16 protein-coding genes and 1 pseudogene are annotated in these 15,151 nt (G+C 39.4%); 3 read left to right on the top strand and 14 right to left on the bottom strand.

Annotated features, from left to right (window positions below; genetic code table 11):
• Window position 1: 1 nt before the first annotated feature.
• From QZ620_RS02965 to QZ620_RS02920, 11 genes are all read right to left on the bottom strand, one after another.
• Window positions 2-514, bottom strand: a complete 513-nt coding sequence (locus QZ620_RS02965; protein WP_295178942.1) for a DUF2480 family protein — start codon at window positions 512-514, stop codon at window positions 2-4.
• Between the two features lie 9 nt (window positions 515-523).
• Window positions 524-847, bottom strand: coding sequence for an iron-sulfur cluster assembly protein (locus QZ620_RS02960; protein ID WP_026914726.1), 324 nt, complete (start codon window positions 845-847; stop codon window positions 524-526).
• 1 nt (window position 848) lies between these two features.
• Window positions 849-1,271 (bottom strand): SufE family protein, encoded by a 423-nt coding sequence (locus QZ620_RS02955; protein WP_141876576.1) that lies wholly within the window; start codon window positions 1,269-1,271, stop codon window positions 849-851.
• Window positions 1,272-1,308: 37 nt separating this feature from the next.
• Window positions 1,309-1,740: a hypothetical protein gene (locus QZ620_RS02950; protein WP_295178938.1), complete on the bottom strand. Its 432-nt coding sequence runs from the start codon at window positions 1,738-1,740 to the stop codon at window positions 1,309-1,311.
• A gap of 78 nt (window positions 1,741-1,818) precedes the next feature.
• Window positions 1,819-2,013 (bottom strand): PLDc N-terminal domain-containing protein, encoded by a 195-nt coding sequence (locus QZ620_RS13840; RefSeq protein ID WP_366935424.1) that lies wholly within the window; start codon window positions 2,011-2,013, stop codon window positions 1,819-1,821.
• Window positions 2,014-2,043: 30 nt separating this feature from the next.
• On the bottom strand, window positions 2,044-3,282 hold the full coding sequence (locus QZ620_RS02945; protein WP_295178937.1) for a cysteine desulfurase: 1,239 nt from the start codon (window positions 3,280-3,282) through the stop codon (window positions 2,044-2,046).
• A gap of 20 nt (window positions 3,283-3,302) precedes the next feature.
• Entirely contained in the window at window positions 3,303-4,616 is a 1,314-nt protein-coding gene (sufD, locus tag QZ620_RS02940; protein ID WP_295178935.1) for a Fe-S cluster assembly protein SufD, read from the bottom strand.
• 46 nt (window positions 4,617-4,662) lie between these two features.
• Window positions 4,663-5,412, bottom strand: a complete 750-nt coding sequence (sufC, locus tag QZ620_RS02935; RefSeq protein WP_295178934.1) for a Fe-S cluster assembly ATPase SufC — start codon at window positions 5,410-5,412, stop codon at window positions 4,663-4,665.
• Window positions 5,413-5,464: 52 nt separating this feature from the next.
• Window positions 5,465-5,845, bottom strand: a complete 381-nt coding sequence (locus QZ620_RS02930) for a hypothetical protein (RefSeq protein WP_295178932.1) — start codon at window positions 5,843-5,845, stop codon at window positions 5,465-5,467.
• 24 nt (window positions 5,846-5,869) lie between these two features.
• Window positions 5,870-7,315: a Fe-S cluster assembly protein SufB gene (gene sufB, locus QZ620_RS02925; RefSeq protein WP_141876570.1), complete on the bottom strand. Its 1,446-nt coding sequence runs from the start codon at window positions 7,313-7,315 to the stop codon at window positions 5,870-5,872.
• 51 nt (window positions 7,316-7,366) lie between these two features.
• The gene (locus QZ620_RS02920; protein ID WP_295178928.1) at window positions 7,367-7,696 is read right to left on the bottom strand and encodes an iron-sulfur cluster assembly accessory protein; all 330 of its coding nucleotides are present in this window, start codon (window positions 7,694-7,696) and stop codon (window positions 7,367-7,369) included.
• Between the two features lie 216 nt (window positions 7,697-7,912).
• Here QZ620_RS02920 and thiL point away from each other — a divergent pair, with 216 nt between their 5' ends.
• Window positions 7,913-8,968, top strand: coding sequence for a thiamine-phosphate kinase (thiL, locus tag QZ620_RS02915; RefSeq protein WP_295178927.1), 1,056 nt, complete (start codon window positions 7,913-7,915; stop codon window positions 8,966-8,968).
• Between the two features lie 286 nt (window positions 8,969-9,254).
• On the opposite strand, the pseudogene QZ620_RS02910 reads toward thiL, so the two are convergent.
• The 3 genes and pseudogenes from QZ620_RS02910 to QZ620_RS02900 all read right to left on the bottom strand — a co-directional run.
• Window positions 9,255-9,386: pseudogene (locus tag QZ620_RS02910) on the bottom strand (DUF1660 family phage protein); the annotation flags it as partial.
• A 72-nt stretch (window positions 9,387-9,458) separates the two neighbouring features.
• A complete protein-coding gene (locus QZ620_RS02905; RefSeq protein ID WP_295178925.1) occupies window positions 9,459-10,241 on the bottom strand; it encodes an alpha/beta hydrolase in 783 nt (260 codons plus the stop codon).
• Window positions 10,242-10,323: 82 nt separating this feature from the next.
• Window positions 10,324-11,616: an aminopeptidase P family protein gene (locus tag QZ620_RS02900; RefSeq protein ID WP_295178923.1), complete on the bottom strand. Its 1,293-nt coding sequence runs from the start codon at window positions 11,614-11,616 to the stop codon at window positions 10,324-10,326.
• A 117-nt stretch (window positions 11,617-11,733) separates the two neighbouring features.
• On the opposite strand from QZ620_RS02900, the gene QZ620_RS02895 reads away from it, so the two are divergent.
• Window positions 11,734-14,592 carry an exo-alpha-sialidase gene (locus tag QZ620_RS02895; protein WP_295178921.1) on the top strand — a complete coding sequence of 953 codons (2,859 nt, stop codon included), beginning with the start codon at window positions 11,734-11,736 and terminating at the stop codon, window positions 14,590-14,592.
• Window positions 14,593-14,604: 12 nt separating this feature from the next.
• Entirely contained in the window at window positions 14,605-15,123 is a 519-nt protein-coding gene (locus QZ620_RS02890; protein WP_295178919.1) for a GNAT family N-acetyltransferase, read from the top strand.
• Window positions 15,124-15,151 lie beyond the last annotated feature (28 nt).

The following is a 15,151-nucleotide window of genomic DNA, read 5'->3' as shown; positions in this document are numbered from 1 at the left end:
ACTATTTTCTAGGTTTTTTATAGAGCGGAACTGAAGAACAAGCCTCTCCATACATTAAGCTTTTAACTACAGGTTGTAGTTTCTGCATGATCATTATATAAGCATTTTTTGGGACTGGTTTGTTGGAACACCCCTTGATAATTACAGGCTTATCCTCCAGATCACTAACATCCAGACGATCGATCACTTCCTGGTAAAGATGACTTTCCAGGTTTTCCAGGTCTCCAATAATGGTCTTTCTAGCAATACCCTGTAAGTATGAGCTAACGAGCATAAAGGCCCATGACGGTACGATCGCATCTGTAGAACATACAAGGGCAACATAAGCACCCTTATACTGTTGCCAGTCATGATTTTTCGCCTGTTCTCTAAAATCTTTCTCTCTCAGCACAAAGCCTTCGAGTAACCAGTCACTAATATCAAAAACGACACGCTCCCCTTTGGGATAAAAGTCTTCAAGATTAAAGGTAACCAGCTTACTTTCGGCAATTCTATTTACGATTTCTTCAGCCATAAAGTATTTTTAGAGCAATCCAAGCTCAAGTTTTGCTCCTTCGCTCATAAGATCCTGACTCCATGGCGGATCAAAAGTGATCTCCACTTCAGCATCTTTTACCATATCCAGAGACTTCACTTTCTCTTCCACTTCCAACGGAAGGGTTTCTGCCACCGGACAGTTAGGGGTAGTTAGCGTCATTAATATCTTTACGTCATAATCTGTAGATACCATCACGTCATAGATCAAACCTAGTTCGTAGATATCCACCGGAATTTCCGGATCATAGATCGTCTTTAAGACTGTTACGATCTTCTCTCCCAATTCCTGTGTATTTATTTCCTGCTCCATCTTAATTCAATTGTGTTTGATATGCCAAAGCATACATTTTTAATTGTTTGATCATACTTACAAGTCCGTTTGCTCTGGTTGGAGACAAATGTTCTTTTAGACCAATTTCATCAATAAACTGAGTATTTGCTTCAATGATCTGCGAAGGATGTTGATCTGAAAACACTCTTATCAGGATTGCAACAATTCCCTTGGTAATGATTGCATCACTATCTGCCGTGAACAACAAACGCTCACCATCCAGTTCGGCATGAACCCAGACTTTACTTTGACATCCTTTGATAAGATTTTCTTCGATCTTATATTTTTCGTCTATTAGCGGAAGTGACTTCCCAAGTTCAATCATATATTCATAACGCTGCATCCAGTCGTCGAACATTGCAAACTCATCAATTACTTCATTCTGTTTTTCCTGAATCGTCATAATTCAATTTTGCACAAAAGTACGACATGCTAACCTGCTATTCAACATTTTCTGCCAATCTTAAAATAGCCTGCACCAATGGTTTTAAAGCCTCAGGGGGATTCCCATGATCAAAAGTGGAAGAATTAAATTCAGAATTTCCAATGATCAGACTTAGTTCAGCATGGGCAGCTGCATCACTGGCCCTGGACTCTGTTGGCGCCTCCAGATCTTCCAGTTTAGAGGTATCAATTTTTTTGATTTCTGAAGTGATCATATCCCACTGTTCCTTTGTGATTACTTCTGAATTTTCCTTTGCTTCGACTCCAGTGCTTATTACTTTGATCTCTTCCGAAGTAATAGTATAAGTTGAGGAAGATCCCCGGGTATAAGTTTTATAGCTTACAGATTTGATTTCTTCCTGACCTTCATTAGAACAGTCATTAATAGCGAAAAATATTAGAATAAACGATAATATTGAAAGTTTCATAACTGGAATTTTAGATAAAGCATATTACGAAAAAAAGCGCCACGAGGGCGCTTATTTGATGTATTTCAACGGAAGACATTAGGCTGCTGATAAAGATTTTTTCCCGATAATTAAATAAGCAATAAATCCTATGAACGGTACAATTAGGATTGCTAAAACCCAGGCCAATTTGAACCAAAAGGGAGAGTTTACTCTAAAAATAATATACAAAACCAGCAATAAAGCTATAAAGATGTGAGTTTGCCAGATTAATAAGAGAATTGAAGGATCCATAGTAATTATTTGTTCACTAAGATAATTAAATTACTGTAACATCATCAAAGCCTTTTTCAACGCTTCCATAAATGTATCGATCTCTTCTTTGGTATTGTAAAATGCGAAGGATGCTCTTACTGTTCCGGGAATCTTAAAGAAATCCATTACCGGTTGTGCACAATGATGCCCTGTTCTAACCGCAATTCCCATTTTATCTAATAGTGTTCCAATATCGTATGGATGCAATCCCTCTACGTTAAAACTAATCACGGCCGTCTTTTGTGCAGCTTCCCCATAGATCTTCATTCCGTCAATCTCCTTCAGCCTGCTTGTTGCATATTGAAGCAATTCATCTTCGTAAGAAGCGATCTCTTCCAAGCCAATTGAGTTCATATAGTCGAGAGCTGCTCCAAAAGCTATTCCGCCACAAATGTTCGGTGTTCCCGCTTCAAATTTGTGGGGCAAACCGGCATAGGTTGTTTTTTCAAAACTTACTGTAGCGATCATTTCACCACCACCCTGGTAAGGAGGTAATTTTTCCAACCACTCCTGTTTACCGTATAATATTCCAACACCTGTAGGTCCACACATCTTATGCGCTGAAACTACATAAAAATCAACATCAAGCTCCTGAACATCAGCCTTAATGTGTGGCGAAGCCTGAGCTCCGTCTATTAAGACTGCCGCACCAGCTTTGTGCGCGATATCGATAATCTCTTTAATTGGGTTCACGGTTCCAAGGGCGTTGGAAACATGATTTACAAAGACAAGCTTTGTACGATCACTGATCAGCTTTCTATATTCATCAAGAATCAGTTCCCCTTTTTCGTTCATTGGGATGACCTTCAGCTTAGCACCGGTCTTTTCAGCCAGCATTTGCCAGGGCACGATATTCGAATGATGTTCCATTGCTGAAACCAGGATCTCATCTCCAGACTTCAGTAAAGAAGTAAAACCATTCGCCACAAGGTTGATCCCATGTGTTGTACCCGAGGTCATAATGATCTCGTGAGCATGTTCAGCATTAAAATGCTGCTGAATTTTTATCCTGGCCTGCTCATACTTATCTGTTGCTTCCTGAGAAAGCGCATGAACTCCACGATGAATATTGGCATTATAATTCGAGTAATAATCTACGATTGCATCCATCACCTGCTTAGGTGTTTGCGCAGTCGCGGCATTATCGAAATAAACCAACGGATATCCATTCACCTCACGTCCAAGAATTGGAAAATCCTGACGGATCGTTTCAACATCTATTTTTCTGACCTGAGTTGACTGACTCATCCTCTTATTATTTTAATGATTTATAGATTGAAGCCTAGATCGACTTCAAGTTTGCTAGCAATTAGCTTATTGATACGCTTCTTAACTTCTGGAATTTTTACGCTTTCCAGTACGTTATTAGCGAAGGCGTACATAAGTAATCCTCTGGCTTCCTTACGTGGTATACCTCTGGACTGCAAATAGAACAATGCCTCTTGATCAAGCTGCCCGATCGTACAGCCGTGGCTGCAACGTACATCATCTGCAAAGATCTCTAACTGTGGCTTTGAGTTGATCGTCGCCTTATCACTTGCAAGGATATTGTTGTTAGACTGGTAAGCATTCGTTTTCTGTGCTTCTTTCTCTACAACAACTTTTCCATTGAAAACTCCAACAGAGTTGTCATCAAAAATTCCTTTGTAATCCTGATGACTTTCACAATTAGGCTCGATATGATGAACCAGCGTGTTGTGATCTACGTGCTGCTTGTCTTCAATGATGGTAACTCCTTTCATGGTTGAATCTATACGTTCTCCATTCTGGTAGAAGTTTAAATTATTCCTGGTCAGCTTCCCTCCAAAAGAAAATGTATGCACAGAAACGTGGCTTTCAGATTTTTGATTGATAAATGTATTATCAATTAAAGAAGCTGAAGCTTTATCATTCTGGATCTTATAATAATCTACGATCGCCCTTTTATCAGCAAAGATTTCAGTAACAGAGTTGGTAAGCACCGGGTGATCTGTAAGACTTTGGTGTCTTTCAATGATTTGCACATGCGAATTCTCATCCACGACAACCAGATTTCTAGGCTGTAACATTAGCGCAGACTCATTTCCAGTAGCAAAATTAATGATCTGTATAGGCTTATCTGCCTGCGTATTCTTGTGTATATGTATAAAAGCTCCTTCCCTCGCAAATGCCGTATTCAACGAATTCAGACTCGTTTTTGGAGCAACTTTATTGTAATAATTTTCAATGACCGCACTGTACTTATCCTTATTCAGGGCAGCAGACATTAAACATACATCGATCTTATCATGAGTGGTTTGCGATAAATGAGAGGAATAGATCCCATCGATAAAAACCAGGTCATAAGTATCTATATCATGTATAAGGTACTTCTTGATATCACGATACTCGATCGCGTCTTCTTTCTTCGGAAAAACACTATAATCATGTTTTAAAACCGAATTTAGTGAGGTATACTTCCAGTCTTCGTCTTTTCTACCAGGAAAACCAAGCGTTTCAAAATTTCTGATGGCTTCGTTTCTCAAAGTATCAAGATTGTCGTTCGGGTCCAGATTTTCCTCAAAGGCTAAAAATGACGAGACCAATTTATCTTTCAATTCCATTACATTCAAATTTCTAGTTCAACAATTCAATTTCTCAATTCGAGTATTAAACTGTTTCCTGCTTTACCCAATCGTATCCTCTTTCTTCCAGTTCGTAAGCAAGTTCTTTTCCACCAGACTTAACGATCTTTCCGTCTACCAATACATGTACGTAATCTGGCACGATATAATCAAGCAATCTCTGGTAGTGCGTAATTAGCAATACCGCATTATCCTTCGAGCGAAGTTTGTTCACTCCATTTGCAACGATCTTTAATGCATCGATATCAAGTCCACTATCTGTTTCATCAAGAATAGATAATTTTGGTTCAAGCATCGCCATTTGGAAGATCTCGTTACGTTTCTTCTCTCCTCCTGAGAAACCTTGGTTCAATGATCTGGAAAGGAATTTTCTATCGATTTCCAGCATTTCAGATTTCTCACGAATCATTTTCAGCATATCATTCGCAGGCATATCCGGTTGTCCTTTTGCCTTTCTATGAGAGTTGATTGCTGTTTTAATAAAATTGGTTACAGAAACACCAGGAATTTCCACAGGGTATTGGAATGATAAGAACACTCCTTTGTGAGCTCTTTCCTCAGGATCAAGTTCGTTCAGGTCTTCCCCTTCGAACATCATTTCACCTTCAGTCATTTCATACTCTTCTCTTCCTGCGATTACTGAAGAAAGGGTACTTTTCCCGGAACCATTTGGCCCCATGATCGCATGAACCTCTCCTGGTTTGATTTCCAGGTTAATTCCTTTCAGGATCTCTTTATCTTCAATACTGGCGTGTAAATTCTTTACTTTAAGCATGTCTGTTATTTCTGAATCTGCTTATGCAGATTGTTTGATATTCTATTTTTATTTATTCTATTGAATCTGAAATACTGGCTCCTGAAATTTCCAGGATCTCCTTAATTTCGATGATCTCATCCCAGCCTTCCAGTCTTGGATTTGCCAGAATTTTGGCTTTAACACGAACCGGGATCATTTCAAAATCATCAGATTTCAGATCGCTTACTTTGTCTGAAAGTAGCATTGCAACGGAATCCTGTTTAACACCGTACACGAAATTCTCTCCTCGTAGTACAGCAGCATCAGCTACATAAACATAGTCTCCCTGAAGCACTTCCAGACTATCCTGAACTTTAGCAGTAACAGGTTCGGTATTCAGTTCCTTTTGCTCATCATCCTGACAGGATACGAACAAAATAGCCACGATCATTATTTCAAAAAACCTTCTCATCGATCAAGTTGTCTTCAGAATCAATTATCCTACTGAACCTTCCAGCGAGATCTCTAATAATTTCTGAGCTTCTACTGCAAATTCCATAGGAAGTTTGTTCAATACTTCTTTACTGAAACCATTTACGATCAATGCGATCGCTTTTTCAGTATCGATACCACGCTGGTTACAGTAAAATATTTGGTCTTCACCGATCTTACTGGTTGTAGCCTCATGCTCTACCTGTGCAGATTTATTTTTAACTTCGATATAAGGAAACGTATGAGCTCCACACTCATTCCCCATCAAAAGGGAATCACATTGTGAGAAGTTACGGGCATTTTCAGCTCTACCATTGATTTGTACCAGACCACGATAAGAGTTCTGAGATTTTCCTGCGGAAATACCTTTTGAGATGATCGTACTCTTAGTATTCTTACCTAAGTGAATCATCTTAGTTCCGGTATCCGCCTGCTGAAAGTTGTTCGTCACTGCGATTGAGTAAAATTCCCCTACCGAGTTATCACCTTTCAGAATACAGCTTGGATATTTCCAGGTAACTGCAGATCCTGTCTCTACCTGAGTCCAGGAAATTTTCGCTCCTTTTTCACAAAGTCCACGTTTAGTTACAAAATTGAAAACTCCACCTTTTCCTTCTTTATTTCCAGGGAACCAGTTTTGTACCGTGCTGTATTTGATCTCCGCATCATCCAAAGCAATAAGCTCCACGACTGCTGCATGCAGCTGGTTCTCATCACGGGATGGTGCGGTACAACCTTCCAGATAACTTACATAACTGCTCTCATCTGCAACAACCAGTGTTCTCTCAAACTGCCCGGTTCCTGCCTGGTTAATTCTAAAGTATGTAGAAAGTTCCATTGGGCATCGAACGCCTTTTGGAATATAACAGAAAGAACCATCACTAAAAACTGCCGAGTTAAGGGCAGCGTAAAAATTATCCTTCTGCGGAACCACGGTTCCAAGATACTTTTTAACCAGTTCCGGGTGTTCCTTGATCGCTTCAGAAATAGAACAGAAAATAATGCCTTTTTCAGCAAGCGTCTTTTTAAAAGTGGTGGTTACAGAAACTGAATCCATTACCACATCTACTGCAACACCGGCTAATTTCTTTTGCTCGTCAAGTGAAATACCCAGTCTTTTAAAAGTATCCAGTAATTCCGGATCCACATCATCGATACTATCGTACTTCGGTTTCTTATTTGGAGCAGAGTAATAAGAGATCGCCTGGAAATCTGGTTTTGGATAATTTACATTAGCCCAATCCGGCTCTTCCATTTTCTCCCATTCCCGGTAAGCTTCCAAACGCCATTGCGTCATCCACTCCGGCTCTTCCTTTTTCTTGGATATTGCTCTTACGATATCTTCGTTCAAGCCCACAGGAAAAGTATCAGATTCTATATCTGTATAAAATCCATATTCGTATTCCTTGGTTTCGAGCTCTTTCTTTAAATCGTCTTCAGTATATGCCATTATTCGTAATTCTAATTAAATTAAAGATCGGTAGTGACCGATACATAATTTTTACAGTGAAAAACTTTCACCGCATCCACAGGTTCTTTGTGCGTTCGGGTTATTAAAAACAAATCCCTTTCCATTTAATCCTCCGGAATATTCTAAAATAGTTCCAGCCAGATAAAGCACACTGCGTTTGTCAACAACGATCTTTACATCGTTGTCTTCGAAGACCTTATCGCCTTCAGCCTGGTTATTATCGAACGTAAGTTCATAAGATAAACCAGAGCATCCTCCGCTCTTCACTCCTACCCGAACATAGTCTGCCGTAGCATTAAAACCCTCTTCGGTCATGAGGACGGAAATTTTCTTTTTAGCCTCTTCGCTAACTTTAATCATAAGCTATAAAGATTAATTCTAAATTGAGTGCAAATATACTATAAAACAAGCGGTTTACCATAGACTAGGAATATGTTTTAAGAATTGAATCATAGAAGTCTTCGATCGAAATTCCAGTAGTCACCAGGGCAATATTTCTGCGGCTTCAGAAGCTTTTCATGCTTTCTTCTGAATTGCATTTTATTCTTGTATTTTTGCAGTCTAAATTTTCATCGCATGTTTGATAATAGTCAGGAAAGTAAGACGAACCTTTCAGAATTAGGTGAATTCGGTTTGATCGAACACCTAACAAAGCATTTTAGCCCAAAACTTGATTCTACGATCAAAGCTATTGGAGATGATGCTGCTGTTCTGAAATTTGATGATGAAGAAACCGTAATAAGTACAGATCTTTTGATCGAAGGTGTTCATTTCGATCTTGCTTACATGCCTTTGAAGCACTTAGGCTACAAAGCACTTATGGTCAATCTTTCAGACATCTACGCAATGAACGCCACCGCGAGCCAGGTTACAGTTTCTATCGCTGTATCGAACAGGTTTCCGGTAGAAGCGCTAGAAGAGTTCTACGCTGGGGTACAATTAGCCTCTAAAGTCTACAATGTTGATGTTATTGGTGGGGACACCACTTCTTCTACTTCTGGTTTTATGATTAGCGTAACGGCAATTGGTCATGCTAAAAAGGAGAATATTACTTACAGGGATGGAGCTAAACCTAATGATCTTCTCGTGGTTACCGGTGATCTTGGAGCAGCCTATATGGGTCTTCAGGTACTGGAGCGTGAGAAAGAAGTTTTTAAAGCGAATCCAAACTCCCAGCCAGATCTTGAGCAGTATACCTATCTTATTGAAAGACAATTAAAACCTGAAGCCCGAAGGGATATCGCTAAACTTTTAAGCGATCTTGGTGTTAAACCAAGCTCCATGATCGATATCAGCGATGGTTTATCTTCTGAGATCATTCATATTTGCAAAAGCTCAAAAGTAGGAGCCAATCTTTATGAAGAGAAAATTCCGCTGGATCCTGCTGTGATTTCAGTTTGTGAGGAATTCAATATCGATAGCACTACGATCGCATTAAGTGGTGGCGAAGATTATGAATTGTTGTTTACGATCGCCCATTCCGATTATGATAAAATCAAAGGAAATCCGCACTTAACCGTTATTGGTCATATGACCGAGGAAAATGAAGGAATGCATTTGATCACCAGGGCGAATCAAAAATTACCTTTGATTGCCAGAGGATGGAATTCCATGGATAAGGAAGAGGATTAATTTTCTAAAAACCAATTTGGCCAGACATTTAGCATCTAATTCGATTGGGGATTGGCTATAAACTGGACAATTCAACAGAATATTTTCTCCTTGATCCAGCCTGGAATATGTATTCAGTAAGATAACAAATTCAAATTAGAAGGATCAAGGTTTAGAATTGAATGCGTTAAGAAGCTTCAGCGTAAAATGCCTGCTGTCTTTTCTGATGGATTTTTGCGAGGTAGGCATTGGTTTCTTTAAATTTTGGAGTAAGTCTTGCGAGTAATCCGTCAGCAGTATCGGTCATTTCCATGCCGCATCTGCAGCACTGGTATTCATGAACATGATTCGTGATGTTTTTAGAAACTTTTAATTTATGACCAAACAAGTTGCATTGAACCTTCGTCACAGAGAACGAGCTAAAGTGTTTATTATTCATAGGTGTATAAATTTCTGATTTCTAAGACTCTAAAGTATAAAAAAAAGTTAATGTTTCGGTGAAAAGGTTAAATTAACCGATCAAAAGCATGTTTTTGTATAATTTTTTTGACATTTCCATCCAGGAATTATGACCTTTTTCAAGAATGATCAAATCTGAATTCGTTGTCCTTGCCAGCTTCTGAATATCAGATATTTCGATTAGCGTATCATCTTTACCCGCAACGATCGTTTTACCTCCTTTAAATTTTTTCAAAGTCGCTGTATGATCTTTTCGATCTCGCATAGCTTTCAGTGTTTGCTGTATATTTTCAATATTCAGACTGAAAGCAGCTTGTTTTAAGCGATCAATTTCAGCCTTAAAAACTTCCCGACTTTCCGCGGAAAATAAATTGGAAATTGCCATACTTATAAAAGCATCCTTGTTAGTCTCCACAATATCTATAGATCTGTCCCGAATCTTTTTTCGTTCTACAGTATCTTCAGCAGGTGTAGAATTAATCAACATGATATCCTTCAACATCATAGGAAAATTATCGAGGAATTCCAAACCAACATATCCACCCATACTATGACCTGCCAGGCTAATTTGCTGTATTCCAACATCATTAAGAACAGCAGCTACAATATTTGCCATTTCCTGCATGCTATGCGAACCTGAAAAATTCTTCGATCTTCCATGACCGGGTAAGTCTATGCAAATTATTTGCCGTTCTTTTCCCAGGCCTTCTTTAAAGTCATCCCAGATCGTCATATCTTCTAAGAAACCATGCAGCAAGACCAAAGGAATTTTCGTGCGGCCACTTCCCGAGATTCTATAAAAGATCTCATTGTTTTTGTATTGTAATTTCATCATAGTGTAAAATTAAAATACCGTGAATCCCAGGATTTGCAGTCTGGTATTCACGGTATTTCTTGACTTTAATTTCTAAATCCTTTTAAGAATTCATAAGGTCTTCGATCTCTTCAAACTCGATCGGGATATTCCCCATTAGATTGAAAGGTTCTCCTTTTTCCTGAATGACCACATCATCTTCCAGACGAATTCCGAAGCCTTCATCTGGAAGGTAGATTCCCGGTTCTACGGTGAATACCTGGTTTGCTTTCATAGGTTCTGTCAGAATTCCGTAGTCATGAGTATCCAGACCTATATGATGCGAAGTACCGTGCATAAAGTATTTCTTGTATGCCGGCCAGTCTGGATCTTCATTCTGAACATCTGCTTTATCAAGAAGTCCCAACGCAAGTAATTCAGAAGTCATCATCTTACCAACCTCAACATGATATTCTTTCCACATGGTTCCAGGAACCAACATTTTTGTCGCTTCCTTTTTCACCTTATTTACAGCATTGTAAACCTCTTTCTGACGATCTGAATATCGACCTGAAACCGGAATGGTTCTACTTAAATCACTGGAATAATTTGCATATTCTGCACCCGTATCAAGAAGGATCAGGTCACCTGCTTTACATTGCTGGTTATTCTCTACATAATGCAACACGTTGGCATTGTTACCGCTGGCGATGATTGGCGTGTATGCAAATCCTTTCGATCTGTTCCGAATCATTTCATGATAATATTCGGCTTCGATTTCGTATTCCCAAACTCCCGGCTTTACAAAACCTAAAGTTCTACGGAAAGCCTTTTCAGTAATATTACATGCCTTCTGCATTAGATCAAGCTCTATAGGATCCTTTACAGACCTTAGTCTTTGCAGGATCGGGTTGGCTTTTGCCACCTGGTGAGCAGGATATTTATCCTTGCACCATTTGATAAAACGATCATCCCTGGTTTGGGTATCATGATTGGCACGATAGTGCTCATTTGTATTTAAGTATACCGTATCGCACTGGGTCATTACTTCAAAAAATACTTTTTCAAAGTCTTTCATCCAGTAAACTGTACGAATACCGCTTACATCAAACGCATCTTCTTTAGTAAGTTTAGCTCCTTCCCAAACCGCAATATGTTCATTGGTTTCAGTTAGAAAAAGGATTTCTCTGTGCTTCTCTTCCGGAGCATCTGGAAACAACACCAGAATACTTTCGTCCTGGTCTACTCCACTCAGGTAAAATATATCTCTGTTCTGCTGGAAAGGCATCGTGCTATCTGCCCCAATTGGATAAATATCATTTGAATTAAAAACAGTCAGACTTTTAGACTTCATCTTGTCCATAAAGTTCTTACGGTTCTTTATAAAGAGTTTTGAATCTATTCGATCATATTTCATAAACAGTATTTTTCAATTTCTTCAAAATTAAGGGATTTGACTCCAAAAGCCATTAAAGGCGTTTAAAATTTTAGGTATGCGCGGGTTTTGCTATTTTTAAGCACTACAATATAAATTATGAAAAGAACTTACCATTTTCTTGGTGCTTTTTTGATAGGGATCTCTCCTATTATTGCACAACAAACTACTACTAGCGGAGTAGCTTTACAGGAAGGCTTCGAACAAAAACAGGAACTAAACCAGCGATCTATCGTAAAGAACATTCCGCTCCAGAATATTGGACCTAGCGTAATGAGTGGCCGTATCACAGATTTTGCGGTAAATCCTGAAAATCCAACCGAGTTCTATGCAGCTTATGCAACCGGCGGTCTTTGGTATACTAATAATAACGGGATCTCGTTTACGCCGGTAATGGACAACAGTCCGTCGCAGAATATTGGAGATATCGCTGTAGACTGGAATTCTGGCACGATCTGGGTTGGAACCGGTGAGGTGAATGCTTCCCGTTCTTCCTATGCCGGTATAGGCTTATTGAAGTCGGCAGACCAGGGAGAAACCTGGGAATTCATGGGACTTCCCGATTCGCATCATATCAGCCGAATCCTGATCAATCCTGAAAATCCTGATGAAGTGGTAGTGGGCGTAACTGGTCACCTCTACTCCTCCAACAATGAACGCGGGATCTACAAAACTACCGATGGTGGAAAATCCTGGAACAAAAATCTCTTTATTAATGAGCAAACCGGGATCATCGATGTTGCGGTGAATCCTGAAAACTACAACGAAATGTATGCGGCTGCCTGGGACAAGGATCGTAAAGCATGGGATTTTAGAGAAAGTGGTAAAAATAGTGGAATTTATAAAAGTACCGATGCCGGAGATAGCTGGACAAAGATCTCTACGGAAGCATCTGGTTTTCCAACGGGCGACGGAGTAGGAAGAATTGGTCTTTCTGTCTACGATTCCAATACGATCTACGCCATAGTAGATAATCAGGATCGAAGAGAATCAAAAAACAAAAAATCTGCAGATAAAAGCGGACTTGAAAAAGATGATTTCAGAAATATGAAAAAATCTGCTTTTCTGAAACTTGATGATAAAGAACTGGAAGCTTACCTAAGATCGAATGATTTTCAGAAGAAATATTCCGCAGAGAAAGTAAAGGAAATGATCCGGAAAGACGAGGCCAAACCTCAGGATCTCGCCACGTACCTGGAAGATGCCAATACTCAGCTTTTTGATACGCCGGTAATTGGAGCCCAGGTCTATAAAAGTTCAGATGCCGGGAAAACATGGAAAATCACCCACGAAGATTATCTGGATGACCTTTACTATAGTTATGGTTATTATTTTGGGATGGTGCATGTGGATCCACAGGATGAAAATGCGATCTATATATATGGAGTGCCAATTTTAAAATCCAAAGATGGCGGGAAAACCTTTACTTCCATCGATGCTCAAAATGTACATGCAGATCATCATGCTTTATGGATCAATCCGGAAAAAAGCGGACATCTAATTGACGGGAATGACGGTGGAATTAATATTTCCTATGATGATGGGGAAAACTGGGTGAAGAACAATTCACCTTCAGTTGGGCAATTTTACACGGTTAATGTAGACAATGAAAAACCGTATAACGTATATGGCGGACTTCAGGATAACGGCGTATGGGTTGGACCACACACGAATACTGAAGGCAATGGCTGGGCCGCTTCCGGAGACTACAACTACAAAAGTATCATGGGCGGTGATGGAATGCAGGTGGAGATCGATTCCAGAAATTCTGATATTGTATATACCGGGTTTCAGTTTGGAAATTATTTCAGAATAAACCGGGAAACCGGTGAGCGTCTTTATATACATCCTAAACACGAGCTGGGCGAAAGTCCTTATCGTTACAACTGGCAAACGCCCATTCTTCTATCTTCTCATAACCAGGACATTTTATATATGGGTGGAAATAAACTGATGCGTAGTATGGATCAAGGGGAAAACTGGACCAGTATTTCAAAAGATCTTACCGGTGGTGGCAAAGATGGAAATGTGCCTTTTGGTACGCTGGCTACAATTTCTGAATCTCCATTTCAATTCGGAAAACTTTATACTGGAAGTGATGATGGTTATATCTACGGAAGTGACAATGCTGGTGCAGACTGGAAATTACTAAGTGCAAATCTTCCACAGAACCTCTGGGTTTCGCGTGTGATCGCTTCTGAACATTCTAAAGATCGTGTTTATGCCAGTTTAAATGGATACAGATCTGATGATTTTGAGCCTTATGTATATGTTTCTGAAGATTCAGGAAAGAACTGGAAAGACATCAGCGCAAACTTACCAATCTCTCCTGTAAATGTGATTCGGGAAGACCCGTCCAATGAGAATGTGCTTTATTTAGGATCAGATAACGGACTGTATGTAAGCCTGGATCGCGGAAATAGCTGGCAGGCTTTTAGCACCAATTTTCCTAATGTAGCCGTTCACGATCTTCGAGTTCAGGAAGAAGAAAAGGATCTGGTTGTGGGAACTCATGGTCGCTCGCTTTATATCGCAGATATTTCTGCAATTGCAGCGATGAATATGGACGATATCAAAAGTGCACTAACGATTTCTTCGGAAAAGGAGATAAGGTTCAGTAATAGATGGGGAAATTCCTATAGCAAATGGATGGATCCTTATACTCCTGAACTTGGATTCACTTATTATACTTCGAAGAAAGGAAGTGGGAAATTGAAGATACAGACAGAAGATGGAACTACCCTGCAAACGATGAATATCGAAGCAGACAAAGGCTTTAATACTGGATCTTATGATCTTAGTATTACAGAAGATTCAGCTAAAAAACTGGAGAAGCAGAACGAAAAAATCAGTATTTCTAAAGCTGAAGACGAGAAATTCTATATACCGAAAGGCACTTATAAAATGATTTTGGAGCTGAATGGTTCAACTACAGAATCTACTTTTGAAGTAAAATAAAAACCTGGCTAATTGGGAGAATTTCGAAGCTTTGAAACTGAGCGATTATTATTGAGACCTATGTCTCTGGATGATGCTGCTTTTATTTTCCAGCTTTACAATTCTCCCAAATGGCTTCAGTATATTGGAGATCGCAATCTGCGTAATATTGAAGATTCCAAAACTTATATTAAGGACAGGATGCTGCCGCAATTATATAAACTGGGATTTTCTAATTATTGTGTGATTCGAAAAGTAGATAATGTAAAGATTGGCGCCTGTGGTTTATATGATCGGGAAGGCCTTCAGGAGATTGATCTGGGTTTCGCTTTTCTTCCAGAATATGAGGGAAAAGGCTATGCTTCTGAAGCTACTACCACGCTGGTTAAAGCAGCTAAAAATATCTTCAGCTTGAAAGCTTTGCAGGCAATCACCAGACTTGATAATACGGGTTCACAAAAGTTATTAGAGAAACTGGGTTTTGAGCACATAGAAAACATTAAAATTCCGAAGGATCCTGCAGAACTTATGCTTTACCAAATTCAGCTATAAACTATTCGTAGAGACCCAGCCTGTTTTT

Source organism: uncultured Christiangramia sp. (genome assembly GCF_913046405.1).
GTDB classification, from domain to species: domain Bacteria; phylum Bacteroidota; class Bacteroidia; order Flavobacteriales; family Flavobacteriaceae; genus Christiangramia; species Christiangramia marina.
Note: the sequence above shows the minus strand (reverse complement) of the source record. Positions and strands in the feature narration are given on the sequence as shown.